We start from the raw sequence: 25,493 nt of genomic DNA on the forward strand, positions 1-25,493 counted from the left end.
GGCGGGTTCACATGATCGTCGCAACACTCTCAACGAGAGGTTGCGGCGATCATGTCGTTTCAGGAGGACTGTGCCCGGTTCGGCGGCGAGCTGGCGCAGCTGGTCGACTCCGGTGTTCCGGTGAAGGAGGCCGCTGTCGCGGTGGGTGTGCCGCGGCGGCGGTGTTACGCGATTCTGCGGGCGATTGGCCACCCGGTGGGGCCGCCTCGCGGGCCGGGTAGGCCGGCAGATCCGGAGCGGATCGTGGCGGTGTTCGATCGGACCGGCTCGATCAACAAGGCTGCGATCGAGTGCGATGTGGCGTTCTCGGTCGCTCGCAGGGTCTTGGTCGATGCCGGTCTGGTCACGGCGGACAAGCTGAAGGCGGTGGGTAAGCCGGAGGCGAGGAAGCGATTTCTCGCGCTGCTCGATCAGGGGTGGTCGTCAGCGCGCGCGGCCCGTGAGGTGCAGGTGAACGAACGCACCGCCCGGGACTGGCGCCAGGGAATCCGACGAACCAGTGGCAGGCGGATCCACCCGGACGGCACAGTCGTGGACTATCGAACCAAGACGATCTACAAACAGGCTGTGACCAGTGCCATCTCGAGCCGAGACGATGCTTCGGCGATCGCGATCGCGATCAGTGACCGTTACCTCTCGCTCGATGACCGCATCGCAATCGCTGACGGGCTGGTACTCAAGGACTCGATGCGGACCATCGCCGCCCGGATCGGCAAGAACGTCTCCACCATCTCCCGGGAGGTCCGTCAACGCAGCATCGGCGGCCGGTATCTGCCGTATCAGGCCGATCGGGTAGCGGTGGCGGCTCGGGCGCGGCCGAAGCAGTCCAAACTGGTGGTGAACACGGTCCTGCGGGCAGAGGTCGAGGAGGGCTTGTCGAGGAAGCTCTCGCCGGAGCAGATCTCGCACCGTCTGCGCCGGGATCACCCTGACGACGAGAGCATGCGGGTGAGCCACGAGACGATCTACCAGGCCTTGTACTTCCAAGCCCGTGGAGGGATGAAACGAGAAGTGCAGCAAGCACTCCGGACCGGACGAACCAAACGCAAACCGCAGCGGAAAGAAGGTGAGCGGTATCAGCGGTTCATCGACCCGATGGTGATGATCAGCGACCGCCCGGCCGAAGTCGAGGACCGTGCTGTTCCCGGCCATTGGGAGGGGGATCTCATCACCGGTGAGCAGAACAAGACCGCGATCGGCACTCTCGTCGAACGCTCCACCCGCTACACGATGCTGCTGCACCTGCCCGACGGGCACGACGCCGAACAGGTCCGCGACGCGATCATCACCGCGATGAAAGACCTGCCCGCGCACCTACGCGGGTCGCTGACCTGGGACCAAGGCGCAGAGTTGGCCCGGCATGCGCAGATCAGCGTGGCCACCGATATGCAGGTGTATTTCTGCGACCCAGCCAGCCCCTGGCAGCGCGGCACCAACGAGAACACCAACGGGCTGCTCCGGCAGTACTTCCCCAAGGGCACCGACCTGAGCGTCTACGGCCCCGCGGATCTCGAGCACGTCGCTCAGCAACTCAACAGCCGACCACGCAAAACGCTCGGCTGGGAAACCCCAGCCGAGCGTATGCGTGATCTAATCACCACCCAGTAGAACAGGCAGTGTTGCGTCGACCCCTAGAAACCGCCTCGTGGGTTCCGGGCGCTCCGTGCGCGAGATCAGTTGCCGGCTGCGGGCGTGGTCGGGGTACCCGGGCCGGGGGCCTGCGTCTCGGCGGCGGCGCTGGCGGGCACGCCGCCGCCCACGCCGCCCACGTCGGTGATCTGCCAGTCCTTGTCCTTGTCCAGGGTCACGTTGTAGACGGTGACCACCTCGCGCCCGCTGGCCGCCTGGACGTTCGTGGCCTCGACCTTGACGTAGGCGCTGACCTTGTAGACCGGGCCGGACTGCGAGTTGACCACGGCGTCCAGGACGGTGCCCTTGGACACCCACTGCAGGGGCTGCAGCAGCTGGTTCATCGCGCCGACCGTGGCCTCGAGCTTCGTCTTCAGCTCCGGCGAGACGCCCTTGGTGAGCGCGGTGCGCCACGGACCGAGGTCGCGGTAGTCGAAGGTCGACGCGCCCGTGGCGTACTCCGCGGCCACCTTCTCGGCGTGCGCCTTCTCGTCGGCCGTCGCCTTCAGGTCGCTGTTCTCGGACTTCTGCAGGCCCCACAGCACGCCGAAGGTGATCGACGCCGCGAGCAGCGCCAGGATCACGACCGTGATGACCACGGTGGTGACCGTGGCACCGGCGGTCAGGCCCGCCGGCTGGTTCCGGGCCGCCGCCGCCCGTGCGGAGGCCTTGGGCCGGCGCACCGGCACCGTCTCCTCGTCGTCCTCGTCCTCGTCGGCCGGGGGAGCGGGGCGCTTCGTGACGGCGGACCCCGCCTTCTTCGCGGCCGGGACCTTCTTCGTCGGGGCCTCGGCCGCCTCCTCGGTGGCGTCGTCGGCCGCCTCGTCCTGCACGGCGGCCTCGTCCTGCACGGTCTCCTCGGTCGCCGCGGCCTCGCCAGCGAGGTTCTTGTCGTCCGGGGTGGAATCAGTCACTTGTCGCTTTGCCAATCGTGTCGGGGTTCGTCGGTCAGGAGGTGCACTACCTCGCCGGCCACGACGGCGGACCGCTGCCCTGCCTCGGCGGGATGACCACCGTGAGGTTCGCGGCACCGTCGGAGCCGACCGTGTTCAACGCCTGCGAGAGTAGCGCGGCCATGTCGATCTGCGGCAGCACGTCGGTCAGGGCCTGCACCACCGGCACCAGCGGCTCCGTCATCGGACCGAGGTTCGCGAGCAGCTTGCTGGTGTTCGGGGCGATCTTGAACAGGTACGGGTTGATCGACTTGGTGAGCATGTCGGGGCCGTTGGTGCCCTTCATCAGGGTGTCGAGGGCCTTGAGCACCTCGACGTCCTTGACCACGAAGGTGCGGGTCGCCGGTCCGAACTCGGAGATCGCGCCCGGCAGCCAGGCCATATCGGCCTGGTAGTTCTGCGTGTTCTCCATCATCCGGCGGATGTTGGGCATCCGGGCGGTGAGGGTCCGGGCCAGCAGGTCGCCGGCCTGCGAGATGTTCGGCAGCGAGCCCTGCGTGTTGCTGGTCGCGTCCGCCAGGGTCTCGGTGATACCGCCCAGGTCCGTCGACTTGATGTTGCTGGTGAGACCCGAGACCAGCTTGAAGGTCTCCGGCAGCGACAGCGGCTCCTTGATCTTCGCGACGTCGATCGTCGAACCGTCGGCCAGGTAGGGGCCGCTGAGGGTGTCCGGGCGGAACTCGATGTACGGCTCGCCGACGGCGGAGAGCTGCTCGATGCGCAGACCGGTGTTCGACGGGATCTTGTACTTCCCGTCGTACCGGAACTTCACGACGACCTTGCCGTCCCGGCGCTCGATGGTCTCGACGTTGCCCACCTTGACGCCGCGCAGCAGCACCGAGGAGTCGGGGAGCAGCTGGTTGGCGTTGTCGAGCTTCATCGTGACCGAGCGGTAGTCCGCCAGCGGGCGCCACCGGACCACGGAGAAGGCGATGTACGCCGTGCCCAGCACCATGACCAGCGCGAAGGTCAGGAGGCTGAAGAAGGTGCTCTTTTTCACGGAACTGCTCCCACCATCCGGAGGTTGTTGACCGCCTGCCGGGCGGCATCGGACGTGGGCACGTTCCCGTTGGTGCCCAGCTCCTTGACGTTGACCTTGGCGCCGCTGGCGAGGAACGGGAGGATCTTGTTCTTCAGCAGGTCCTCGAGGTTGGCCAGGTTCGCCTGCCGGCCGTTCATGTTGGGCCACCCGGGGAACATCAGCGGCTTGATCACGCCGGCGACCGCGGCGGTCGAGCTGTCCAGCAGGGGCGCGGTGAAGATCAGGGGAGCGAGGGAGTCGGACAGGCGGCTGAGCACCTTGATCGCGCCCGTGGTCAGGTCGAGGGTGTCGCCGAACCAGTCGTCGGTCGGCCTGAGCAGGGCGACGAGGATCTGGTCGTTGTCGTTGACCGTGGTCACGAGGCTACCGACCGAGGTGATCGCCTGGCTGACGTTGTCGTTCTGCCGCCCCAGGTCGACGACGGTCTGCGAGACGGTCTTGACCAGGCCGGAGAGCTTCTGCGGATCGGCCGGGAGGTTGTTGTTGATCCGGCTGAAGGTGTCCTGCAGCTGCATCAGGCTGCCGCTGCCGAGGAAGTTCGCCAGATCGGCGAGGATGTCCTCGATCTGCGTCGGCGGCTTCGTCTGCGAGGTCGGCAGCGTGTCGCCGGCCTTGAGCGGCGTGCCCGGCTTGCCCGGCGTGGTCTTGAGGGCCACGTAGGTGTCACCGAGGATCGTGTCCTGCTGCAGGGTCGCGGTGACGGTGTTGGGCACCGTGACGCCGTTGTTGATCTTGACGTCGACGACGGCCTTGCTCTGCTCGAGCGTCACCTTCTGCAGCCGACCCGAGATCACACCGTCGAAGACGACGCGGGCGCGGTCGGGCAGGTTGAGCACGTTGGTGAAGTCGAGGTGCACGATGTAGCCGTCACCGCCGCCCGCCTGGCCCGGGGCGGGGATCGCCGACGGGTTGAAGGGCACCGAGCCGCAGCCCGCCAGCAGCGCGCCCGTCGCGACGGTGGCGATGCCGACGGAGAGGGTCCGCCTGTTGAATGGATTACGCATCAGTACGCCGCTCCCGTCGCGCGCAGGACCGTGGAGATGAGCTCCACGTTGACGTGGCCCGCGTCGGCGACCTTGCACTGGCCCGGTGCGAACCGGTTCAGATTCTGGCAGGTCTGGGCCGGGTTCTTGGACGGCACCAGCGCTGACGGCGGGCGGTAGGTGATCTTGGTGGCCAGGGTCTTCTGGTCGACGCTGACCTGGAAGGCCCGGATCAGCGGCGGCAGGATGTTGAGCAGGTCGCCGAACTGCTTCGTGGTCGCGGCGAGCAGCGTCGTGGTCGGCACCGTCACCTCCAGGAGGGGAGCGATGAAGGCCCCGTACTTGTCGAAGATGGTGGCGAGGGTCTTCACCAGCGGAACCAGCTGCGGGAAGGCGCCGATACCGGTGTCCATCAGCGGCTCGCCGACGTTCTTGATGCGGAAGGCGTACTTCTGGAGGAAGTCGCGCATCTCGCCCCAGTTCTGCACCAGGCCGTCGGAGGCCGGGGCGAAGGCGTCGAGGATCGCCGCGACGTCGCCCATGCCGGGGCCGGGGTTGCGCATCAGCTCGCCGAGCTTGTTGGTCAGCGCGGAGATCTCCGGGCCGGTACCCTTGGTGGCCTTGTTCAGCGCGGGGATGGAGGCCATCGCCTTGCGGAACTCCTCGTCGCCGCCGCCCACGGTCAGGTCGTCGACGACCTTGGACACGGCCTGCAGCGACTCGGTGATCGACAGCGGCGTCTTGGTGTTCGTGATGCACGTGCCGGGCTGCCAGGTCGGGCCGCCCTTGTAGGTCTCGAGCAGCTCCAGGCGGCGCTGCGCGACCAGCGAGTCGGCGACCGCGACGACACCGACGTTCGTCGGCAGCTTGCGGTCGGCCGGCAGGTCGAAGTCGATGCGGTTGGTCTTGCCGTTGGGCGTGATCTTGGTGATCTCGCCGATCGGGTAGCCGAACTGCGCCACCTTGCTGCCGGTGAACAGGCCCACCGAGCTGTCGAGTTCGGCGCAGTACGAGGTGGTCTTGGTCGTCAGGCCCTTGAAGGCCACACCGCCGACGACCAGCGCGACGGCGACGATGACCACGAACGCGGACATCGCGCCGCGGGAAGCGAGGAACTTACGCATCAGCAGGTCACCCCCGGGCTCGGAATGCAGACGTTGGTCGCGAGGAAGGTCTGCTCGGACTGGTTCAGCTGGATCGTGCCGTCGGGCGCGATGGTCTTCTGCAGGTTCGCCAGCATCTCCTTGGCGTTGGCGATCGCCGGCTCGGCCTGCTTGACGACGTCGCGGGCCTTGGCCACCAGCGCGTCGAACCGGCTGGCCAGCGGGTCGACGTTGTTGAGGTAGACGTTGAGCAGGGGAGCGAGGCGCTGCACGAGCTGGGTGGTGTTCGTGAGGTAGCTCTTGAAGCCGGCCAGGTTCACCTCGGCGGCCGCGAAGAACGTGCTCATGTTCCGCATCAGCGAGAGCAGCAGGTCGCCGTTCTGGTTGACCGCGGTGGAGTACTCGCTCATCACCTTGACGAAATCGCCCGCCTGGTCCTGCTGACGCAGGATGTTGTCGAACATCCGGTTGAAGGTGCTGACGGTGTTGCGGATCGACTCGGGCTGGTCCTCGAGCGCCTGGTTCAGCTGCGTCATGGACTCGCGGACCGGCGTCGCCTTGATCTTCTCGACCTTCGGCGTGGCCTGCTGGAAGGTCTCCAGGAGGCTGTACGGCATCGAGACGCGCTCCGGCGGGATCGGCTTGCTCCCGAGGTTCGCGGTGCCCATCGGGGTCAGCGCCATGTAGTAGCCGCCGACGGTGGTCAGCATCTTCATCGACGCGGTGGTGGCGTCGCCGAGGAAGACGTCCTTGTCGACGCGGAACTTCACGCGCACCCGGTCGTCGAGCAGCTCGACGCCGGAGATGGAGCCCACGCTGATGCCCGCGACGCGGACGTCGACGCCCGAGCGCACCGCCTGCGCCTCCTTGAAGTCTGCGGAGTACTCCTTGGTACCCGGCTGGAAGACGAAGAGGTAACCGCAGATCGCGAGCACGATCACGCCGATCAGCGCGCCGACGATGCCCCAGTTCAGCTGGTACCGGCGGTCCTGCGCGGCCGTCGGGAGCGGACGGTTGAAGAGGTTCACTTTGGATTGCATACCGTCACCTTCTGACCTGCGACGAAGAGGTTCATCATGCCGGGGAGCTTGGCCTGGCCCTTGCTGCACGTCGCCGAGACCGCGGAGCCGGCCTGCGGCTTCGTGCCCTCATTGAGGAGCTGGACGATGCCGGGCAGCGTCGCCAGCGCGTTGACGAGCTGCTCCGCGATCGGCATCGCATTGCTGACGATCGCATCGAGCGGGGGGTTCTCGTTCGGCGTCAGGCCCAGCGCCGCGAGCAGCGCGTTGGTGCGGCTCACGACGCCCGAGGTCTTGTCCGACCACTCGCGCATGGAGTCGACGTTGCTCGCCAGGGTGCGGGCGAACAGGTCGAGCTGCTGCAGCACCTTCGTCAGGCCGGGGGAGGCCCCGCCGATGGACTGCGAGACCGAGCCCAGGTTGGTGATGAGCTGGGTCAGCACCCGCTGACGGTCGTTGCTCACCGCCATCAGCTTGTCGAGCGAGCCGAGCAGCGGGCCGAGGCCCTCGCCGTTGCCCTGGATGACACTGAGCACCGACTGCGTCAGGTGGTTGATGTCGTCGGAGTTGAGTGTCGACAGGACGGGCTTGAGACCCACGAAGACCGTCGTGATGTCGAACGAGGGCTGCGTGTACTTCTCGCTGATCGTGCTACCGGGCTTGACCTCGGCGGCCGTGCTCTTCGGCGTCGGCCGCACCTCGAGGAACCGGGAACCGGTGAGGTTCTGGTACCGGATGGCCAGGGTGTCGTCCGTGCGGAACTTCCGGTCGCGCTGCAGGGTGAAGGTCACCGCCGCGTTGGAGATGCGGTGGTCCGAGGACTGCTGGACGCCGATGTCCTTGACCTTGCCCACCTGCACACCGAGCATGCGCACGTCATCGCCGACCTTGAGGCCGGAGACGTCCTTGAACTCCGCGTGGAAGGTGTCCAGGTCACCCTGGGGTGGCCGGGTCAGCGCCTGCAGGACGAGCACGAGCAGCAGGATCATCACCGCGGAGAACACCGCGATCTTGATCGAGGTCGCCTTCATTGACTTCATGGTTGGCTCAGCTCCCAGGCTTCGTGGACGTCGGGGTGCTCGGCTTCGCGGACGACGGTGCGCCCGATGTCGGTGCCGTGGGCTTCGCCTCGGCCGGCTTATCGCCGGGCTTCGGCGGGATGTACGTGAACGTCGGTGCCGGAGGCAGCATCGCGCCGATGGCAGGGTAGTCGATCGACAGCCGCAGGTTCAGCACCGGACCGTTCGGGGTGTTCGGCATCGCCTTGCGGACGTTGTCGAGCAACTGCCCGATCTGGATGCCGACGCCCGTCGCGCTCCCGTTGGGGAAGGCGGTCAGCAGCGGCTGAATCAGGTTCACCAGCATCGGTGTGGTCGTCCGCAGGCCGTTCAGCGCCTTCGGGTCGAGGATCTTCTGCAGCGCGGCGGTCAGGCTGTCCCGCTCGTTGGTGAGCGCGTCCAGCGTGGCCTTGCCGCGGTTCACCCACGCCTTGTCGTGCACCGGCCGGTAGTCGAACAGCGTCTTCACCGCGGGGATGAGCGCCGTCGTGGTGGCGTCGGCGTTCTCGATCGCCTGGGTGATCACGGGGAAGGTCTCCGCGGTGGAGAGCCGCTGCGTGTCCTGCACCGCCTGCGCGACCCCGCCGAGGGCGGTGAAGAGCGGGAGCATCGCCTTCGACGAGGCGTCGAAGTTCAGCAGGACCTGGCTCATGTGCGGGCGGATGGCGTCGTCGTTCACGTCGCCGATGGTGGCGATCATGTTCGAGACCGTGTTGTCGGTGATCGGCTTCGTCGGGGCGATCTGGGCACCCTCCTTGAGCGCGCCGCCGCCGTCGTGCGGGGTCAGGATGACCTCGGAGACGCCGAACAGGTTACCGGCGGAGTAGGCGGCCTCGAGGTTGTTCGTCAGCGACTTGCCATCGGCCGACTTCATCGTCACCGTGACGCCCTGCTGGCCGTTGCCGAGGGACCTGATGCCCGTGACCTTGCCCACCTGGACGCCCTGGATCCGCACGGGCGCACCGTCGACGATGCCGGCCGCCACGGCGGGGGAGCGGAGCGTGAACGAGAACTCGTCCTTCGGCCACAGGGCCTTGACCAGCCACCCGACGAGCACGATCGCGAGGATGACGGCGACCGCGATGAGCCCGCGGCGCCGCAGCACCGACCGCTCGATCGACATTCCTGGTACGGAAACGACTCCCATTGGTTACCCCTTGAAGTAGACCGGGGAGGTGAAGCCCCACAGCGCGACGGTCATGACGAGGTTGAGGACGACGACGGCGACCAGACTTGCCCGGATCGCCCGGCCCGACGCGGTGCCCACGCCCTCGGGGCCACCGGAGGCGAAGAAGCCCTGGTAGCAGTGGATCACGATGACGGCGGTCAGGAAGACGGCCACCTTGACCACCGAGAAGACGATGTCGGAGGCGCTCACGAACTGACTGAAGTAGTGGTCGTACGTGCCGGACGGCATGCCGTACACGGATTTCACCACCCAGGCGCAGGAGAGCCAGGACAGGATCAGCGTGATGAGGTAGACCGGCACCACGGCGATGAGGCCCGCGAGCACGCGGGTGGTGACGACGAAGGACACCGAGCGCAGGCCGAGCGACTCGAGCGCGTCGATCTCCTCGTTGATCCGCATCGCGCCGATCTCGGCGGTCATGCGGCAGCCGGCCTGCGCCGCGAAGCCGACGCCCGCGAGCATCGGGGCGAACTCGCGGGTGTTCGCGAACGAGGCGACCACCGCGGTGAGGGGGCCCATACCGAGCATGTTGAGGATCGCGAAACCCTGCACGGCGACGATGCCGCCGACCGTGATGCCGAGCACGGCGAGCACCGGTGCGGTGCCACCGCCGACCACGAGGGCGCCGCGGCCCCAGGTGATGTCGGTGAGGATGTACATGATCTGCGACCGGTAGTGCTTGATCGCGTGCGGAACGGTGCGGATGACCTCGGCGACGAAGGAGACGACGTGGCCGATGGTGTCGAAGAGGCCCCACGCCGATCCGGAAGGTCCGAACAGGTCGAAGAACCAGCGTGTGCCCCGGGGGCGGTAGACGGTTGCCATGTATCAGCTCACCTGTTCAGGGACGAAGACGGTCGATTCGGCGATGCAGTGGTACATGGTCAGCCCACCTGCGTTCGGGTTGAAGAGGGTTGTGCCCTGCGTGAGTTGGTCATGGGTCAGCCCACCTGCATGGGGAAGAACATCGTGGTGACCTGCGTGATGAGCAGGTTCAACGCGAAGATGACGACGAACGCGAGGACGACGGTGGCGTTCACCGCGTCGGCCACGCCGCGCGAGCCGCCGCGGGCCTCGAGGCCGCGCTGGCAGGCGATGATCGCGATCACGGTGCCGAAGATGACGGACTTGATCAGCGAGATCCACACGTCGACGGGGTGCGCGAAGGAGCCGAAGGACAGCCAGTAGGCGCCGGGGGTCACGCCCTGGCCGCCGACCGCCACGAGGTAGCCGGCGATCGTGCCGATGGAGATCACGAGGATGTTGAGCAGCGGGGCGACGATCCACGCGGCCAGCAGCCGGGGTACGACGAGGCGGTTGAGCGGGTTGATGCCCATGACCCGCATCGCGTCCGTCTCCTCGCGGATCGTGCGGGCGCCGAGGTCGGCCGCGATCGCGGAGGCGCCGGCGCCGGCGAGCAGCAGGCCGGTGGCGATCGGGGCGCCCTGCGTGATCACGGCCAGGCCGCCGGCGGCGCCCTGCAGCGAGTCGGCGCCGAGCTGGGCGATGATGTTGCCCACCTGGATCGAGATGACGATGCCGAACGGGATCGCGATGAGGATGCCCGGGAAGGTGGTGACGCCGATCATGTACCAGATCTGGTTCAGCGCCTCCTTCCACTGGAGGCGGCCGCGGATCGTATCCGTCACCAGCGCGACCAGGGACATGATCAGCATCCGGACGCTCCGGCCGATCGTGCGGATGGAGTCCACGACGGTGCTGGAGAAGTTCTTGCTGATGATCGACCAATAGGAAGGTCGCTTGGCAGGTGCGCTGCCCTGCACGACGGATTGCGTCACCGCGAACGTCTCCTCTCGACTGTGGCCACGCTGTGACCCACATGCTGCGTTCTTAGGTGTATGACCGAGGACACTATAACGGCCGGACGAGTGATGTGCGTCATTGGCCTGCTTCGCGGAAGTCATGTGAGCGACTCGTCAGTAACATATAGGCGATCCGCCGAGTACTGTCCATCCGCTGTGGTCAGGCGGGGTGCGCCGAAAGAGGTCTTGCGCGGCGTCGGCCCGTCGAGCGTGGGTGGCCGCGGGGTGCGAGTAGATTCGCACGCGTGCACATCGAGATGCTGAGCGGGGCGGTCGCGGGTGCCGGCGCCGCCGGTGTACCGATGCGAGAGTTGCTGGTAGTGGGGTTGACAGCTGCAGTTGTCACATTTTTCGCAACCTCCCTGGTTCGCGTCATCGCGACTCGATTCGGCGCCGTCGCAGTCCCCCGCGCGCGCGATGTCCACGTCGTGCCCACTCCCCGTCTCGGCGGCGTCGGCATCTACGCCGGGATGGCCGCGGGCATCTTCTTGGCCGCACAGCTGCCGGCCCTTACCCGGGGCTTCGCGTACTCCAAGGATGCGGTCGCGGTCATGGTCGCGGGGGCCGTGATCGTGGTGGTCGGCATCATCGACGACCGCTGGGGCGTGGATGCGCTGACCAAACTGGTCGGACAGATCTTCGCGGCCGCGCTCCTCGTGGTGCTGGGGGTGGCCTGGAACGTGGTCTACGTCCCGGGGATCAATACGACGGTGGTGCTCGACCAGCTGCAGGCCGGCCTGCTGACCGTGGTGGTGGCGGTCGCCACCGTCAACGCCATGAACTTCATCGACGGGCTCGACGGGCTGCTGGCCGGTGTGGCGGCCCTCGCGGCGCTGGCGATCCTGATCTTCTCCGTGGGCCTGATGTTCGATTCGGGTGGCGACGCCCCGTCGTACCCGCCCGCCCTCATCACCGCGGCGCTCTTCGGTGCGTGCATGGGCTTCCTGCCGCACAACTTCCAGCCCGCCCGGATCTTCATGGGGGACTCGGGGTCGATGCTGCTCGGCCTGACCCTGGCCGCCGCCTCGACGTCGGCGTCGGGCCGGATCTCCCAGAACGCCTACGGAACGACCGACATCTTCGCGCTCCTGCTGCCGCTCCTGCTCGCCGTCGCGGTGATGTTCGTGCCGATGCTGGACCTGCTGCTCGCCGTGGTCCGCCGCACGCGCGCGGGCGTGCACCCGTTCACCGCCGACAAGATGCACCTGCACCACCGTCTGCTGCAGATCGGCCACAGCCAGCGGCGCGTGGTGGTCGTCATCTACCTGTGGGTGGGTGTGTTAGGGCTGAGTGCTGCGGCGTCGACGATGCTCCCGCCGGCGCTGATCGCGCCCCTGTTCGGCGCTGGGCTGCTGTGCGCCCTCGTCTTCACCGTGGTGCCGCGGATCGTCCCGCGGCTGCGTGAGCGCTACTCCGAAACGGCGAGGTCAGATGCATCGTCCAAGACGGGAGCCCGGTAACGCGGTACGCGCGTTCTGTTGTACTATCGTGTGTAGTTGATCGGCTGGATCACGGCGCCGCCCCGATGTAGGGGGCGTCCCTACTTCTTGGTAGAGTCTCAGCCAATCACAAAGAATCCGTGTTGTGAGCCACGCTACGGATTCGGCAGACGCCGCCCCGGTCCCCGCGAGAGACTCGCAGGTGCGACCCCGACCCCGAAGGAGGGGACATGACGACGCCGGCCCCCTCCGTCGACGGCCATGTCGGTCGTAGCGTCGTGAGTTTCGTCAACCCGATCGTCATCGTCATCGGTCTGTCGGTGATCGCGGCCGGCGTCGGCACGGCGTTCGGTCACCCGTGGTTCGCGGCGTGGTTCCTCCTCGGCGGCATGCTGTCGGTGCTCAACGCCAAGCTGGCGGTCCTCAAGGTCGCCACGGTCACCGCGGAGAACGAGCCGCGCAAGGCCCCGGTCGCCGTCAACTCGATGGTCCGCCTCGGCGTCGTCTCCGTCATCGCGATCGTCATCGCCTACTTCTTCCGGCCCGATGGGCTGGGCGTGATCTTCGGCCTCGCCGTGGGTCAGATCGTCCTCGTCCTGAACACCGTCATCCCCGTTCTGAAAGGGCTTCGCCAGCAGTCATGAACACCAATCTGTACGCCGAGGGCTCGATCCACGTCGCCCACTACAAGTCGTTCGAGCTGTTCGGCATGACTTTTCACTGGGACACGATCCTCGCCACCGCCATCGCGGCGGCGATCGTCCTGATCCTGGCGTTCATCCTCAAGGCGAAGGTCACCTCGACCGGCGTGCCGAGCGGAGTGCAGCTGTTCTGGGAGGCCATCACCGTCCAGCTCCGCGGCCAGATCGAGTCGGCGATCGGCATGCGCGTCGCGCCCTTCCTGCTGCCGCTGGCGATCGCCCTGTTCTCGCTGATCCTGTTCGCGAACTGGCTCGCGGTGCTGCCGCAGCAGTACACGAGTGAGAGCGGCGCCCCCACCGAGATCTTCATGCCGCCGGCCGCGGACGTCAGCTTCGTCTACGCGCTGGTGCTCGTCGTCTACCTCGGCTACCACCTCGCGGGCTTCGTCACGCACGGTGTCGTCGGCTACCCGGTCAAGGTCGTCAAGGGCCACGCGATCGGCCTCGCGCCGATCAACGTGATCGAGGAGCTGGTCTCCAAGCCGCTCTCGCTCGCGCTGCGACTCTTCGGCAACGTCTTCGCGGGCACGGTCATGGTCGCGGTCATCGCGCTCCTGCCGGCCTACATCCTCTGGTTCCCGAACTCCCTGTGGAAGTCCTTCGAGCTCTTCGTCGGCCTCATCCAGGCGTTCATCTTCTCGCTCCTGACCATCCTGTACTTCTCCACCTCCATGGAGAAGACCCACCACTGACCTGTCCGCGGCCCGGACGGGCCACGGTCATGAAGACCCTGGTAGGCCGACTACCAGAAACCGAAAGGGAAAAGATAAATGGATCCGAACATCGCGCAGGGTGCCCTCATCGGCGGCGGCCTGATCATGGGTGGCGGCGCCATCGGCGCCGGTATCGGTAACGGTCTCGCCGGTTCCCAGCTCGTCGCCGGCATCGCGCGGCAGCCGGAGGCCCAGGGCCGCCTGATGACCCCGTTCTTCATCACCGTTGGTCTGGTCGAGGCCGCGTACTTCATCAACCTGGCCTTCATGGCCCTGTTCGTGTTCGCGACCCCGATCTCCTAACTCGCTCGTAAGAAACGGGAACTGACGTCATGCAGCTCGCTGAGGGTAATTTCCTCCTCCCCACCGCGGGAACCTTCCTCTCGTGCCTGATCATCTTCTTGATCGTGCTCGGAGTGATCTGGTTCAACGTGGCACCTTCCATCCAGAAGGTCCTGGACGATCGCGAAAAGATGATCGCCCAGACCGCCACCGACGGTCGCGCCGCGGCCAAGGGGTTCGAGGACGCCGAGTCGGAGTACCGCGCCGGAATCGCTTCCGCCCGTGGTGAGGCCGGCTCCATCCGCGACGAGGCGCGCGCCACCGGCCGCGCCTCGATGGAGGAGCAGAAGCAGCGGGCTACCGCCGAGGCGGACGCGATCACGCGGGAGAAGACCGAGCAGCTGCGCACCGCGGGCGAGTCCGCGGCCGCGGCGGCGCGCGCCGATCTCGCTCCGCTCTCGGCGTCGTTGGCGAGCCGCGTGCTCGGCTTCGACGTGACGCAGGACCCGGCCCTCAAGGCGAAGCTGGATGCACTCTCGAGCGACAAGGTGGTGAAGAACTAAATGGGTGTCTTTATCGGCAACCTGATCGCCTTCGCGGTCATCCTCTTCGTCCTGTGGAAGTTCGTCGTTCCGCCGGTGAAGCGACTCATGAAGGAGCGCCAGGACACAGTCCGGGCGCAGCTGGAGGAGTCGCGCATCGCGCAGGAGAAGCTGTCGCAGGCGGGGCAGGCGGGGGAGCGCGCACGCTCCGACGCCGCTCGCGAAGGCAGCCAGATCCGCGACGAGGCCCGTGGCGACGCGGACGCGATCCGCGAGGAGCTGCGCGCCCAGACCGAGCGCGAGGTCGCTCGCATCGGTGAGCACGGCCAGGGCCAGGTCGCACTGAACCGCAGCAACCTGGTGCGGGGCTTCCGCTCCGAGCTCGGTGCGGAGGCGGTCGAGGTGGCGGGACGTCTCGTCCGTGACCATCTCGGCGATCCGGCCAATCAGGCCGCGTCCGTGGACCGTTCGCTCACCGAACTCGAGTCGATGACCAGCGGCGCCGACGAGGTGCGGGTCACCGAGGCCGATCGCATCGGCACCCGGTCGCTGCGGGCCGCGAGCCGCGACGCCGTGCGTCAACTCGCCGCCGGCTTCGATCAGCGCACCGCCGGCGTCGATGAGGCCGCACTGGCCCGCATCGCGGACGATCTGGCCGATGTGGTGAACGTACTGGGCGAGCAGCCGGTGCTGCGCAAGCACCTGGCCGAGCCGGTGGAGGCCCCCGCGGCCAAGCGCGCCCTCGTCGACCGGCTCTTCGGCGGCAAGATCAGCGCCGAGGCCAATGACTTCGTGCAGGACGCCGCCGCGGCGAAGTGGTCGTCTCCGGCCGACTTCGTCACCGCGATCGAGCGGCAGGCCCGGGTCGCCGTGCTGGTGGGCGCTGAGCGCGCCGGCAAGCTCGACGAGACCGAGGACGAGCTGTTCCGCGCGGGCCGCATCCTGGAGAGCGAGCCCGAGCTGACGGCCGCACTGTCCGATACCCGGGCTCCGGCTGCGGCTCGGATCTCGCTGCTGGACAAGGTCTTCGGCGGCAAGGTGAACGACTTCACCGCGGCGCTGCTGCGCCAGACGGTGCGCCTCGTGCGGGTCGGCCGCGTCGACGGTGCCGTCGCGTCGATCGCCGAGCTGGCCGCCGCCCGTCGCGGCGAGTCCGTCGCGGTGGTCGAGTCGGCCGTGGCCCTGACCGACGAGCAGCGGGCCCGCACCGCGGATCTGCTCGCCCGCATCTACCAGCGCAGGATCGCGGTCCAGACCGAGGTCGTGCCCGAGCTCCTGGGCGGCCTGCGCATCACGGTGGGCAACGAGGTCATCGAGGCCGACATCGCGTCGCGGCTCGACAAGGCCGCCGAACAGCTGCCCCGCTAATACACACACTTCCACCCAGAACACAAAAGAGGGAAACGAGTACTCATGGCTGAGTTGACGATCTCAACCGACGACGTCAAGGGCGCGATCGAGCAGTACGTCTCGACGTTCGAGGCCGACGCCTCCCGCGAGGAGATCGGCACGGTCTCCGACACCGCCGACGGCATCGCCCACGTGACGGGTCTCCCCGGCGCGATGGCGAATGAGCTGCTCGAGTTCCCCGGTGGGGTGCTCGGCGTGGCCCTGAACCTGGACGAGGACGAGATCGGCGCCGTCATCCTCGGTAACTACGAGTCGCTGGAGGAGGGCCAGCAGGTCCGCCGCACCGGCGACGTGCTCTCCGTGCCCGTGGGCGACAAGTTCCTCGGCCGCGTGGTCAACCCGCTCGGCCAGCCGATCGACGGCCTGGGCGACATCGAGGCCGAGGAGCAGCGCGTCCTCGAGCTGCAGGCGGCCACCGTGCTCGAGCGCCAGCCGGTCGAGGAGTCGCTGGCCACCGGCATCAAGGCGATCGACGCCATGACCGCCATCGGCCGCGGTCAGCGTCAGCTGGTCATCGGTGACCGCAAGACCGGCAAGACCGCCGTCTGCGTCGACACCATCCTCAACCAGAAGTCGAACTGGGAGACCGGCGACCCGACGAAGCAGGTCCGCTGCATCTACGTCGCCATCGGCCAGAAGGGCTCGACGATCGCCGGCGTGAAGGCCGCGCTCGACGAGGCTGGCGCCATGGAGTACACGACCATCGTCGCGGCCCCCGCGTCCGACTCGGCCGGCTTCAAGTGGCTCGCCCCCTACACCGGCTCCGCGATCGGCCAGCACTGGATGTACCAGGGCAAGCACGTCCTCATCGTCTTCGACGACCTGTCCAAGCAGGCCGAGGCCTACCGCGCCATCTCGCTGCTGCTGCGCCGCCCGCCGGGCCGCGAGGCGTACCCCGGCGACGTCTTCTACCTGCACTCCCGTCTGCTGGAGCGCTCGGCGAAGCTGTCCGACGCCCTCGGCGGCGGCTCGATGACCGCGCTGCCGATCATCGAGACCAAGGCCAACGACGTCTCGGCGTTCATCCCGACCAACGTCATCTCGATCACCGACGGCCAGGTCTTCCTCGAGTCCGACCTGTTCAACAAGGGCGTCCGCCCCGCGATCAACGTCGGTACCTCGGTGTCCCGCGTCGGTGGTGCCGCGCAGACCAAGGGCCTGAAGAAGGTCTCGGGTTCGCTGCGTCTGGAGCTCGCGCAGTTCCGCGAGCTGGAGGCCTTCTCGGCGTTCGCCTCGGACCTCGACGACGCCTCGAAGGCGCAGCTGGCCCGTGGCGCCCGCTGGGTCGAGCTGCTCAAGCAGGACCAGTACAGCCCGTCGTCGGTCGAGGACGAGATCGTCTCGATCTACCTCTGCGGTGAGGGCCACTACGACTCGGTCCCCGTCGAGGACGTGCGTCGCTTCGACGGTGAGCTGCTGAGCCACCTGCACCACGCCGCGGCCGGCGTCTACGAGTCGATCGCGGGCGGCAAGGTCCTCGAGAAGGATCAGGCGGAGATCCTGGTCGCCGAGACCAACCGCTTCAAGCAGAGCTTCCTCGCCTCCGACGGCTCGCGCGTGGTGAACGAGGCCGAGGCCGGCGCGCTGCCGGCCGAGGACGTCGAGCACGAGACGATCAAGGTCAAGCGCAATGGCTAGTATCCGAGAGCTGCGCTCGCGGATCCGTTCGGTCAACTCGACCAAGAAGATCACCAAGGCGCAGGAACTGATCGCGACGTCGCGGATCACCAAGGCGCAGGCCCGGGTCGCGGCCGCCAAGCCCTACGCCGAGGAGATGACCTCGGTGCTGTCGGAGCTGGCGAGCAAGTCCGGTTCGCTGGATCACCCGCTCCTCACCGAGCGGGCGAACCCCAAGCGCGCCGCCATCCTCGTCGTCTCCTCCGACCGCGGTATGTGCGGCGGCTACAACTCGAACGTGCTGCGGGAGACGCGCGAGCTGATCCAGCTGCTCAAGGACGAGGGCAAGGAGCCCGTCCTGTACGTCATGGGCCAGAAGGGGCTGGACTACTTCCGGTTCCGCGGCCAGGAGGTCGCGGGCGCCTGGACCGGCTTCTCGCAGCAGCCGAACCATTCGGATGCCACCGCCGCCACGGAGACGCTGGTGAAGCTCTTCGAGACCGGCTCGGACGAGTACGTGACGATCGACGGTGTCGAGACGCACGGCGTCGACGAGCTGCACATCGTCTACACGCGCTTCGTGTCGATGCTCTCGCAGAACCCCGAGGTGCGCCGGATGGCGCCCCTCGTCGTCGAGGAGGCCGACGATTCGCCGGCGGACGTCGTGGAGCGCAACTTCACCTTCGAGCCGAGCGCGGACAGCCTGCTGTCGGCGCTGCTGCCCAAGTACATCGCCACCCGCGTCTTCGCGGCCCTGCTCGACTCGGCGGCCTCGGAGAACGCGGCCCGTCGTACGGCCATGAAGGCGGCCACGGACAACGCCAATGATCTGGCCGTCTCGCTCTCCCGCGAGGCCAACCAGCTCCGCCAGGCGCAGATCACCCAGGAAATCAGCGAAATCGTCGGTGGCGCCGGCGCCCTCGCGAACTAGAAACCGGAAAGCAGACACATGACTACAGCTACCCAGCCCGCGTCGGCGGGCACCGCTGCGGCCACCGGTCGCGTGACGCGGGTCATCGGCCCGGTCGTCGACATCGAGTTCCCGCGCGGCGCCGTTCCCGACCTGTTCAACGCCCTGCGCGCGGAGATCACCCTCCCGTCCGTGGCCAAGACGCTGACCCTCGAGGTCGCGCAGCACCTCGGCGACAACCTGGTGCGCGCCATCTCGATGCAGCCGACCGACGGCCTGGTCCGCGGCACCGACGTCATCGACTCGGGCTACCCGATCCGCGTGCCCGTCGGCGATGTCGTCAAGGGTCACGTCTTCAACGCCCTGGGCGACTGCCTGGACACCCCCGGCCTCGGCCGCGACGGCGAGCAGTGGGGCATCCACCGCAAGCCCCCGGCCTTCGACCAGCTCGAGGGCAAGACCGAGATCCTGGAGACGGGCATCAAGGTCATCGACCTGCTCACCCCGTACGTCAAGGGCGGCAAGATCGGTCTGTTCGGTGGTGCCGGTGTCGGCAAGACCGTTCTGATCCAGGAGATGATCACCCGTATCGCGCGCGAGTTCTCGGGCACCTCGGTGTTCGCGGGCGTCGGCGAGCGTACCCGTGAGGGCACCGACCTCCACCTCGAGATGGAGGAGATGGGCGTGCTCCAGGACACCGCCCTGGTGTTCGGCCAGATGGACGAGCCGCCGGGGACGCGTATGCGCGTCGCCCTCTCGGCCCTGACCATGGCCGAGTACTTCCGCGATGTCCAGCACCAGGACGTGCTGCTGTTCATCGACAACATCTTCCGCTTCACGCAGGCGGGCTCCGAGGTCTCGACCCTGCTGGGTCGTATGCCCTCCGCCGTGGGTTACCAGCCCACCCTGGCCGACGAGATGGGTGAGCTCCAGGAGCGCATCACCTCGACGAAGGGCCGGTCGATCACCTCGCTGCAGGCCATCTACGTGCCCGCCGACGACTACACCGACCCGGCGCCGGCCACCACCTTCGCGCACCTCGACGCGACCACCGAGCTCTCGCGTCCGATCTCGCAGCTGGGTATCTACCCCGCCGTGGATCCCCTGACGTCGACCTCGCGCATCCTCGAGGCGTCGATCGTGGGCGACGAGCACTTCCGCGTCGCCAACGAGGTCAAGCGCATCCTGCAGAAGTACAAGGAGCTGCAGGACATCATCGCCATCCTCGGTATGGACGAGCTCTCCGAGGAGGACAAGGTCACGGTGCAGCGCGCTCGCCGTCTCCAGAAGTTCCTCGGCCAGAACTTCATCGTCGCCGAGAAGTTCACGGGCGAGAAGGGCTCGGTCGTCCCGCTGTCGGACACCATCGAGGCCTTCGACCGCGTGTGCAAGGGCGAGTTCGATCACCTGCCCGAGCAGGCGTTCAACAGCTGTGGTGGTCTCGACGACGTCGAGGCGGCCGCGAAGAAGATCGCCGGGAAGTAGTTTCCAGTGGCTGACACGGCGTTTCAGGTAGAGGTCGTCTCCGTCGAGGAGCGGCTGTGGTCGGGCGAGGCGACCTTCGTCATCGCCCAGACCACCGAGGGTGAGCTGGGTGTGCTGGCTCATCACGAGCCGCTGTTCGGCCAGCTCGCCACCGGTGGCGCTGTCGCCATCGACACGGTGGGCGGCGAGCGACTGGCCGCGGCGATCCGAGGCGGCTTCCTCTCGGTGACGGGCGAGAAGGTCACGGTCCTCGCGGACGGGGCCGAGTGGGCCACGTCGCTGGAGGAGGCCGAGGTCCGGCGCGCCTTCGAGGCGGCGGCGGAGGGGTCCGACGAGCAGGCGGTCGCGCACGGACGGTTGCGCGCGATCGAGCTCCTCGCGGGCAAGTAATATAGGAGCAGCAGCGTGAAAGCCGGTGGCCCGGTCTGGACGGGCCACCGGCTTTCCTGCTATCCGGAGTAAGGAGCGGGTGATGGGCGGAGTGGTCTTCGTCGCGGTGGTCGCCGTGCTCGTGCTGCTCGTGATCGGCACGGTCGTCGTACTACGCCTGTACAGCCTCCGCGTGGCCGGTGTACCGATCATCCTGCGGTACCTGCCGGCGTCGGGGGAGCAGGGCTGGCGTCACGGCACGCTCCGCTACGACGACCACGAACTGAAGTACTACCGGCTCTCGAGCGTCCGGCTCGGCCCCAGCTGGACGTTGCCGCGCAACGGGACCGAGATCGTCGGTCGCCGCGGGCCCCAGGGAACCGAGCTCGACGTCATCGACCCGGACATGGTGATCGTGCACGCCGTCACCCCGGGCGGGGAGACGGAGCTCGCGTTCGCGCGGGACGGCCTGACGGCTTTCCAGTCCTGGCTCGAATCGCGGCCCAGCTCCCGCCGCCAGCACTACTAGGCCGCCAGCACTACCGGACCGGGCCGCGCGCGGCGTCATGGAGACGCGCGCATCGCGCGTCAGCGCTCGCCGCCGGGCCGCCACAGCACGTCGCCGCCGGGATTCGCGACCCGGGACAGGATGAACAGCAGGTCCGACAGCCGGTTGAGGTACTTCGCCGGCAGTACGGAGACCGTGTCCCCGTGTTCCCGCACGGCGTCCCACGCCGCCCGCTCCGCCCGTCGTACGACGGTGCGCGCCAGATGCAGGTAGGCGGCCAGGGGGGTTCCGCCGGGGAGGACGAAGGAATCGAGCTTCGGAAGATTCTCGTTGTACCGGTCGCACCAGGCCTCGAGCCGGTCGATGTAATCGTCGGTCACGCGCAGCGGCGGGTACTCGGGATCGTCGACGACGGGGTTCGACAGGTCCGCGCCCACGTCGAAGAGCTCGTTCTGGATCCGGAGGAGTACCGCGCGGACGTCCGGGTCCGGATCTCCGACGGTGACCGCCAGCCCGAGGGCCGCGTTCGCCTCGTCGCAGTCCGCGTACGCCCGCAGCCGCGCATCCGATTTCGTGACCCGGGAGAAGTCGCCGAGCCCCGTGGTGCCGTCGTCGCCGGTGCGGGTGTAGATACGGGTGAGGTGGACTGCCATGGTCACAGGCTGTCACAGCGCAGTGCGGTGTGCCATAGGCTGACCGCTGTGGGTGAGAAGTTTCTGGTGCACGGTGGAGCCCGACTGACGGGCGAGGTCACGGTCGGGGGCGCGAAGAACAGCGTCCTGAAGCTGATGGCGGCGACGTTGCTCGCCGAGGGCACGTCCGTCCTGACGAACTGCCCCGAGATCCTGGACGTGCCGCTGATGGCGGACGTCCTACGGGGTCTCGGTGCGGAGGTCGAGCTCGACGGGGACACGGCGCGCATCACGACGCCGGCGGTGCTCAACCATCGCGCCGACTTCGACGCGGTCAAGCAGTTCCGCGCCTCGGTCTGCGTGCTCGGGCCGTTGATGGCTCGTGAGCACCGCGCGGTGGTGGCGCTCCCGGGTGGCGATGCGATCGGTTCCCGCCCGTTGGACATGCACCAGTCCGGACTGCGCGCGCTCGGTGCCACCAGCTCGATCGAGCACGGTTGCGTTGTCGCCCAGGCGGATTCACTGACGGGCGCCGAGATCACCCTGGAGTTCCCCTCGGTGGGCGCCACCGAGAACATCCTCATGGCCGCGGTCCTGGCTTCGGGGCTGACGGTGATCAGCAACGTGGCGCGCGAGCCGGAGATCGTCGATCTGTGCTCGATGCTCGTGCAGATGGGTGCCGATATCGAGGGGATCGGTACCGACACGCTCATGGTGCGCGGGGTGGAGAAGCTGCACCCCACGGAGCACCGGGTGATCGGCGACCGGATCGTCGCGGCCACCTGGGGCTTCGCCGCGGTGATGACGCGCGGGGACATCACGGTCACCGGAGTCGCCCCGGAGACGCTGGGGGTCGTGCTGCAGAAGCTCCAGGATGCGGGCGCGACGGTGACCGAGCGCGCGGACGGTTTCCGCATCGCCTCGCCGGAGCGTCCGCACGCGGTGAACGTCGCGACCCTGCCGTTCCCGGGATTCCCCACCGATCTCCAGCCGATGGCGATCGGCATGGCCTGCGTGGCGGACGGGACGTCCATGATCACGGAGAACGTCTTCGAGGCACGGTTCCGATTCGTCGAGGAGATGGTGCGCCTCGGAGCGGACGCGCGGACCGACGGCCATCACGCGGTGATCAGGGGAGTGGAGCAGCTCTCGAGCGCGCCCGTCTGGTCCACGGACATCCGCGCCGGCGTCGGCCTGGTCCTGGCCGGCCTCTGTGCCGACGGGGTCACCGAGGTGCACGACGTCTTCCACATCGACCGCGGCTATCCGAACTTCGTCGGGAACGTGACGGCGCTCGGTGGGCAGATCGAGCGCGTCTCCTGACCTGCGTCGTCGGCCGGTGGATCCGGGGCGCGACGGTGCCCCGGATCGGTGGGACCACCTGCCGATTTGTGTTCCGAGTTCGACGTGTGTAACTTATATCGAGTCAGCAGCGCCCAGGCGCCGCCCGGCAAGGCCCACGGAGGTCCGGTGAATCCGGAACTCGACGCGCCGCCGGAAGTCGGAAACCGGGACGATCCGCAAGGATCATCATGCTGACCGCCATGGAAGAGAAACCTTCTCCTCGATCACGCTCTGCGCGATCGTGTGGTTCCTCCATGTGGTGTGCAGTTCGGAGGTCTGCGGTCCGCGAGAGCGGGTTGCGAACGGAAATCCGATCTGGTAAGCTAGAACGGTTGCTCCGAGCGGGTGGGGCCAGTGAGTTTGACTGGCCGGCTTGGTTCGGGTAACTTGGAACGGCCTGCGAGGGTGCGGTTCACACGGAATTCATATGGTGTGGGCGGCCGCGTTTGGCGTGTTCTTTGAGAACTCAACAGTGTGTCGATGAAATTGTCAGTGCCAAAATTTTTTTTGGCACGCATGGACAATCAGTATTTGTACTTGGTTGTTTGTGTTGTGGCTTTTCTCGTTTATTTCTTTGCGAGATGTATTTCTGGAATCATTGATTTTTGTCAGTGGTTTCGTTTTGTTCAGGATTTCCTGGATTATGCTGAAACCTTGGGTTTCTAGTGTTTTTTATGGAGAGTTTGATCCTGGCTCAGGACGAACGCTGGCGGCGTGCTTAACACATGCAAGTCGAACGGTAAGGCCCTTTCGGGGGTACACGAGTGGCGAACGGGTGAGTAACACGTGGGTGACCTGCCCTGTACTTCGGGATAAGCCTGGGAAACTGGGTCTAATACCGGATATGACCTGCTCCTGCATGGGGGTGGGTGGAAAGCTTTTGCGGTATGGGATGGGCCCGCGGCCTATCAGCTTGTTGGTGGGGTAATGGCCTACCAAGGCGACGACGGGTAGCCGGCCTGAGAGGGCGACCGGCCACACTGGGACTGAGACACGGCCCAGACTCCTACGGGAGGCAGCAGTGGGGAATATTGCACAATGGGCGGAAGCCTGATGCAGCGACGCCGCGTGAGGGATGACGGCCTTCGGGTTGTAAACCTCTTTCAGTAGGGACGAAGCGTAAGTGACGGTACCTACAGAAGAAGCACCGGCCAACTACGTGCCAGCAGCCGCGGTAATACGTAGGGTGCGAGCGTTGTCCGGATTTACTGGGCGTAAAGAGCTCGTAGGCGGTTTGTCACGTCGTCTGTGAAAACCCGAGGCTTAACCTCGGGCCTGCAGGCGATACGGGCAGACTTGAGTACTGTAGGGGAGACTGGAATTCCTGGTGTAGCGGTGGAATGCGCAGATATCAGGAGGAACACCGGTGGCGAAGGCGGGTCTCTGGGCAGTAACTGACGCTGAGGAGCGAAAGCGTGGGTAGCGAACAGGATTAGATACCCTGGTAGTCCACGCCGTAAACGGTGGGTACTAGGTGTGGGTTTCCTTCCACGGGATCCGTGCCGTAGCTAACGCATTAAGTACCCCGCCTGGGGAGTACGGCCGCAAGGCTAAAACTCAAAGGAATTGACGGGGGCCCGCACAAGCGGCGGAGCATGTGGATTAATTCGATGCAACGCGAAGAACCTTACCTGGGTTTGACATATAGAGGATCGCCGCAGAGATGTGGTTTGCCTTGTGCCTTCTATACAGGTGGTGCATGGCTGTCGTCAGCTCGTGTCGTGAGATGTTGGGTTAAGTCCCGCAACGAGCGCAACCCTTGTCTCATGTTGCCAGCACGTTATGGTGGGGACTCGTGAGAGACTGCCGGGGTCAACTCGGAGGAAGGTGGGGATGACGTCAAGTCATCATGCCCCTTATGTCCAGGGCTTCACACATGCTACAATGGCGCGTACAGAGGGCTGCGATACCGTGAGGTGGAGCGAATCCCTTAAAGCGCGTCTCAGTTCGGATTGGGGTCTGCAACTCGACCCCATGAAGTCGGAGTCGCTAGTAATCGCAGATCAGCAACGCTGCGGTGAATACGTTCCCGGGCCTTGTACACACCGCCCGTCACGTCATGAAAGTCGGTAACACCCGAAGCCGGTGGCCTAACCCCTTGTGGGAGGGAGCTGTCGAAGGTGGGATTGGCGATTGGGACGAAGTCGTAACAAGGTAGCCGTACCGGAAGGTGCGGCTGGATCACCTCCTTTCTAAGGAGCATTAGTGCCATCTGTCAGCTCGAATGTGGCTGAGGTGGTTGCTCACTTTTATTGGGTGGAACACTGACACGGTAATTGTTATCGCCTGCTGGGCCGGCCTTTCGGGGTTGGTTGGTGGGGTTTCGTCGGCACACTGTTGGGTGTCTGAGAGGACACGTCCTTTCAATTGTGCTGCTGCACGTCAGCGCCTGCGTACCACGGCCTCTGTTGGGGGTGTGGGTGGGTGGCGGTGTGGTGGTGTGTGTTGTTTGAGAATTGTATAGTGGACGCGAGCATCAACTTGATGTGCCGGCATGCTTTGTGTTGGTTGTTATCGAGTTTTTGTTTCTGTAATTTTACATGTTTCTGTGTAAGCATTTTGTTGTGTTTTTTTGGCGCTTGATGTCATGAGATGCGCGGCTTGCTTGTGGCGGCCCCTTTTTGCGGGGGTTGTTCGGGTTTGGTGTGTGTTTTGTGTGTTGTAAGTGTCTAAGGGCGCACGGTGGATGCCTTGGCGCAAGGAGCCGATGAAGGACGTGGGAGGCTGCGATATGCCTCGGGG

Annotated in this window: 23 protein-coding genes and 2 rRNA genes; 15 read left to right on the forward strand and 10 right to left on the reverse strand. The window is 66.5% G+C overall.

Features of this window, described 5'->3' with window-relative positions:
- The first annotated feature begins 402 nt into the window (after nt 1-402).
- Nucleotides 403-1,608 (forward strand): IS30 family transposase, encoded by a 1,206-nt coding sequence (locus AC21LY_RS23305; protein WP_489046438.1) that lies wholly within the window; start codon nt 403-405, stop codon nt 1,606-1,608.
- A 65-nt stretch (nt 1,609-1,673) separates the two neighbouring features.
- Here AC21LY_RS23305 and AC21LY_RS23310 read toward each other — a convergent pair whose 3' ends face one another.
- The 9 genes from AC21LY_RS23310 to AC21LY_RS23350 form a co-directional block, all read right to left on the reverse strand.
- Nucleotides 1,674-2,543, reverse strand: a complete 870-nt coding sequence (locus AC21LY_RS23310; protein WP_489048956.1) for a hypothetical protein — start codon at nt 2,541-2,543, stop codon at nt 1,674-1,676.
- A gap of 46 nt (nt 2,544-2,589) precedes the next feature.
- Nucleotides 2,590-3,582 (reverse strand): MlaD family protein, encoded by a 993-nt coding sequence (locus AC21LY_RS23315; protein ID WP_489048957.1) that lies wholly within the window; start codon nt 3,580-3,582, stop codon nt 2,590-2,592.
- Complete coding sequence (locus AC21LY_RS23320; protein ID WP_489048958.1) at nt 3,579-4,628, reverse strand: MlaD family protein; 1,050 nt, start codon at nt 4,626-4,628, stop codon at nt 3,579-3,581. The genes AC21LY_RS23315 and AC21LY_RS23320 overlap by 4 nt, the downstream gene beginning before the upstream one ends.
- Nucleotides 4,628-5,731 (reverse strand): MlaD family protein, encoded by a 1,104-nt coding sequence (locus AC21LY_RS23325; RefSeq protein WP_489048959.1) that lies wholly within the window; start codon nt 5,729-5,731, stop codon nt 4,628-4,630. The genes AC21LY_RS23320 and AC21LY_RS23325 overlap by 1 nt, the downstream gene beginning before the upstream one ends.
- On the reverse strand, nt 5,731-6,750 hold the full coding sequence (locus AC21LY_RS23330; RefSeq protein ID WP_489048960.1) for an MlaD family protein: 1,020 nt from the start codon (nt 6,748-6,750) through the stop codon (nt 5,731-5,733). Before AC21LY_RS23330 ends, AC21LY_RS23325 begins: the two co-directional genes overlap by 1 nt.
- The gene (locus AC21LY_RS23335) at nt 6,735-7,760 is read right to left on the reverse strand and encodes an MCE family protein (RefSeq protein WP_489048961.1); all 1,026 of its coding nucleotides are present in this window, start codon (nt 7,758-7,760) and stop codon (nt 6,735-6,737) included. The genes AC21LY_RS23330 and AC21LY_RS23335 overlap by 16 nt, the downstream gene beginning before the upstream one ends.
- Before the next feature lie 16 nt (nt 7,761-7,776).
- The gene (locus AC21LY_RS23340) at nt 7,777-8,910 is read right to left on the reverse strand and encodes an MlaD family protein (RefSeq protein WP_489048962.1); all 1,134 of its coding nucleotides are present in this window, start codon (nt 8,908-8,910) and stop codon (nt 7,777-7,779) included.
- A gap of 27 nt (nt 8,911-8,937) precedes the next feature.
- Nucleotides 8,938-9,801, reverse strand: coding sequence for an ABC transporter permease (locus tag AC21LY_RS23345; protein WP_489048963.1), 864 nt, complete (start codon nt 9,799-9,801; stop codon nt 8,938-8,940).
- 116 nt (nt 9,802-9,917) lie between these two features.
- The gene (locus AC21LY_RS23350; RefSeq protein WP_489048964.1) at nt 9,918-10,775 is read right to left on the reverse strand and encodes an MlaE family ABC transporter permease; all 858 of its coding nucleotides are present in this window, start codon (nt 10,773-10,775) and stop codon (nt 9,918-9,920) included.
- A 281-nt stretch (nt 10,776-11,056) separates the two neighbouring features.
- Between AC21LY_RS23350 and AC21LY_RS23355 the strand changes: the two genes are divergently transcribed.
- The 11 genes from AC21LY_RS23355 (at nt 11,057) to AC21LY_RS23405 (ending at nt 20,796) form a co-directional block, all read left to right on the forward strand.
- Nucleotides 11,057-12,259 (forward strand): glycosyltransferase family 4 protein, encoded by a 1,203-nt coding sequence (locus tag AC21LY_RS23355; RefSeq protein ID WP_489048975.1) that lies wholly within the window; start codon nt 11,057-11,059, stop codon nt 12,257-12,259.
- Between the two features lie 209 nt (nt 12,260-12,468).
- Complete coding sequence (locus AC21LY_RS23360; RefSeq protein WP_489048965.1) at nt 12,469-12,882, forward strand: ATP synthase subunit I; 414 nt, start codon at nt 12,469-12,471, stop codon at nt 12,880-12,882.
- Entirely contained in the window at nt 12,879-13,631 is a 753-nt protein-coding gene (gene atpB / locus AC21LY_RS23365; protein WP_489048966.1) for a F0F1 ATP synthase subunit A, read from the forward strand. The genes AC21LY_RS23360 and atpB overlap by 4 nt, the downstream gene beginning before the upstream one ends.
- 78 nt (nt 13,632-13,709) lie before the next feature.
- Nucleotides 13,710-13,955: a F0F1 ATP synthase subunit C gene (locus tag AC21LY_RS23370; RefSeq protein ID WP_013125919.1), complete on the forward strand. Its 246-nt coding sequence runs from the start codon at nt 13,710-13,712 to the stop codon at nt 13,953-13,955.
- 29 nt (nt 13,956-13,984) lie between these two features.
- Nucleotides 13,985-14,497 (forward strand): F0F1 ATP synthase subunit B, encoded by a 513-nt coding sequence (locus AC21LY_RS23375; RefSeq protein WP_489048967.1) that lies wholly within the window; start codon nt 13,985-13,987, stop codon nt 14,495-14,497.
- A complete protein-coding gene (locus tag AC21LY_RS23380; RefSeq protein WP_489048968.1) occupies nt 14,498-15,844 on the forward strand; it encodes a F0F1 ATP synthase subunit B/delta in 1,347 nt (448 codons plus the stop codon). It abuts the gene before it with no gap.
- Between the two features lie 45 nt (nt 15,845-15,889).
- Nucleotides 15,890-17,524 (forward strand): F0F1 ATP synthase subunit alpha, encoded by a 1,635-nt coding sequence (gene atpA / locus AC21LY_RS23385; protein ID WP_415679085.1) that lies wholly within the window; start codon nt 15,890-15,892, stop codon nt 17,522-17,524.
- Entirely contained in the window at nt 17,517-18,434 is a 918-nt protein-coding gene (locus AC21LY_RS23390) for a F0F1 ATP synthase subunit gamma (protein WP_489048969.1), read from the forward strand. Before atpA ends, AC21LY_RS23390 begins: the two co-directional genes overlap by 8 nt.
- Nucleotides 18,435-18,452: 18 nt before the next feature.
- Complete coding sequence (gene atpD, locus AC21LY_RS23395) at nt 18,453-19,898, forward strand: F0F1 ATP synthase subunit beta (RefSeq protein WP_489048970.1); 1,446 nt, start codon at nt 18,453-18,455, stop codon at nt 19,896-19,898.
- 6 nt (nt 19,899-19,904) lie between these two features.
- A complete protein-coding gene (locus tag AC21LY_RS23400) occupies nt 19,905-20,288 on the forward strand; it encodes a F0F1 ATP synthase subunit epsilon (protein WP_489048971.1) in 384 nt (127 codons plus the stop codon).
- Between the two features lie 82 nt (nt 20,289-20,370).
- Nucleotides 20,371-20,796 carry a DUF2550 domain-containing protein gene (locus AC21LY_RS23405; RefSeq protein ID WP_489048972.1) on the forward strand — a complete coding sequence of 142 codons (426 nt, stop codon included), beginning with the start codon at nt 20,371-20,373 and terminating at the stop codon, nt 20,794-20,796.
- A 59-nt stretch (nt 20,797-20,855) separates the two neighbouring features.
- On the opposite strand, the gene AC21LY_RS23410 is transcribed toward AC21LY_RS23405, so the two are convergent.
- Nucleotides 20,856-21,428 (reverse strand): cob(I)yrinic acid a,c-diamide adenosyltransferase, encoded by a 573-nt coding sequence (locus AC21LY_RS23410; RefSeq protein ID WP_489048973.1) that lies wholly within the window; start codon nt 21,426-21,428, stop codon nt 20,856-20,858.
- Between the two features lie 48 nt (nt 21,429-21,476).
- Here AC21LY_RS23410 and murA point away from each other — a divergent pair, with 48 nt between their 5' ends.
- The 3 genes from murA to AC21LY_RS23425 form a co-directional block, all read left to right on the forward strand.
- Nucleotides 21,477-22,730 carry a UDP-N-acetylglucosamine 1-carboxyvinyltransferase gene (murA, locus tag AC21LY_RS23415; protein WP_489048974.1) on the forward strand — a complete coding sequence of 418 codons (1,254 nt, stop codon included), beginning with the start codon at nt 21,477-21,479 and terminating at the stop codon, nt 22,728-22,730.
- A gap of 692 nt (nt 22,731-23,422) precedes the next feature.
- A 16S ribosomal RNA gene (locus AC21LY_RS23420) occupies nt 23,423-24,943 on the forward strand.
- A gap of 467 nt (nt 24,944-25,410) precedes the next feature.
- Nucleotides 25,411-25,493: ribosomal RNA gene (locus tag AC21LY_RS23425) — 23S ribosomal RNA — on the forward strand; the annotation flags it as partial.

It is taken from the genome of Tsukamurella sp. II2bb (assembly GCF_057815145.1).

What these genes read in the sequence shown, in the direction of transcription:
- AC21LY_RS23320 (WP_489048958.1), bottom strand. Translation starts at nt 4,628, where the DNA reads ATGCGTAATCCATTCAACAGGCGGACCCTCTCCGTCGGCATCGCCACC.
- AC21LY_RS23325 (WP_489048959.1), bottom strand. Translation starts at nt 5,731, where the DNA reads ATGCGTAAGTTCCTCGCTTCCCGCGGCGCGATGTCCGCGTTCGTGGTC.
- AC21LY_RS23330 (WP_489048960.1), bottom strand. Translation starts at nt 6,750, where the DNA reads ATGCAATCCAAAGTGAACCTCTTCAACCGTCCGCTCCCGACGGCCGCG.
- AC21LY_RS23335 (WP_489048961.1), bottom strand. Translation starts at nt 7,760, where the DNA reads ATGAAGGCGACCTCGATCAAGATCGCGGTGTTCTCCGCGGTGATGATC.
- AC21LY_RS23340 (WP_489048962.1), bottom strand. Translation starts at nt 8,910, where the DNA reads ATGTCGATCGAGCGGTCGGTGCTGCGGCGCCGCGGGCTCATCGCGGTC.
- AC21LY_RS23345 (WP_489048963.1), bottom strand. Translation starts at nt 9,801, where the DNA reads ATGGCAACCGTCTACCGCCCCCGGGGCACACGCTGGTTCTTCGACCTG.
- AC21LY_RS23355 (WP_489048975.1), top strand. Translation starts at nt 11,057, where the DNA reads ATGCTGAGCGGGGCGGTCGCGGGTGCCGGCGCCGCCGGTGTACCGATG.
- AC21LY_RS23360 (WP_489048965.1), top strand. Translation starts at nt 12,469, where the DNA reads ATGACGACGCCGGCCCCCTCCGTCGACGGCCATGTCGGTCGTAGCGTC.
- atpB (WP_489048966.1), top strand. Translation starts at nt 12,879, where the DNA reads ATGAACACCAATCTGTACGCCGAGGGCTCGATCCACGTCGCCCACTAC.
- AC21LY_RS23370 (WP_013125919.1), top strand. Translation starts at nt 13,710, where the DNA reads ATGGATCCGAACATCGCGCAGGGTGCCCTCATCGGCGGCGGCCTGATC.
- AC21LY_RS23375 (WP_489048967.1), top strand. Translation starts at nt 13,985, where the DNA reads ATGCAGCTCGCTGAGGGTAATTTCCTCCTCCCCACCGCGGGAACCTTC.
- AC21LY_RS23380 (WP_489048968.1), top strand. Translation starts at nt 14,498, where the DNA reads ATGGGTGTCTTTATCGGCAACCTGATCGCCTTCGCGGTCATCCTCTTC.
- atpA (WP_415679085.1), top strand. Translation starts at nt 15,890, where the DNA reads ATGGCTGAGTTGACGATCTCAACCGACGACGTCAAGGGCGCGATCGAG.
- AC21LY_RS23390 (WP_489048969.1), top strand. Translation starts at nt 17,517, where the DNA reads ATGGCTAGTATCCGAGAGCTGCGCTCGCGGATCCGTTCGGTCAACTCG.
- atpD (WP_489048970.1), top strand. Translation starts at nt 18,453, where the DNA reads ATGACTACAGCTACCCAGCCCGCGTCGGCGGGCACCGCTGCGGCCACC.
- AC21LY_RS23405 (WP_489048972.1), top strand. Translation starts at nt 20,371, where the DNA reads ATGGGCGGAGTGGTCTTCGTCGCGGTGGTCGCCGTGCTCGTGCTGCTC.
- AC21LY_RS23410 (WP_489048973.1), bottom strand. Translation starts at nt 21,428, where the DNA reads ATGGCAGTCCACCTCACCCGTATCTACACCCGCACCGGCGACGACGGC.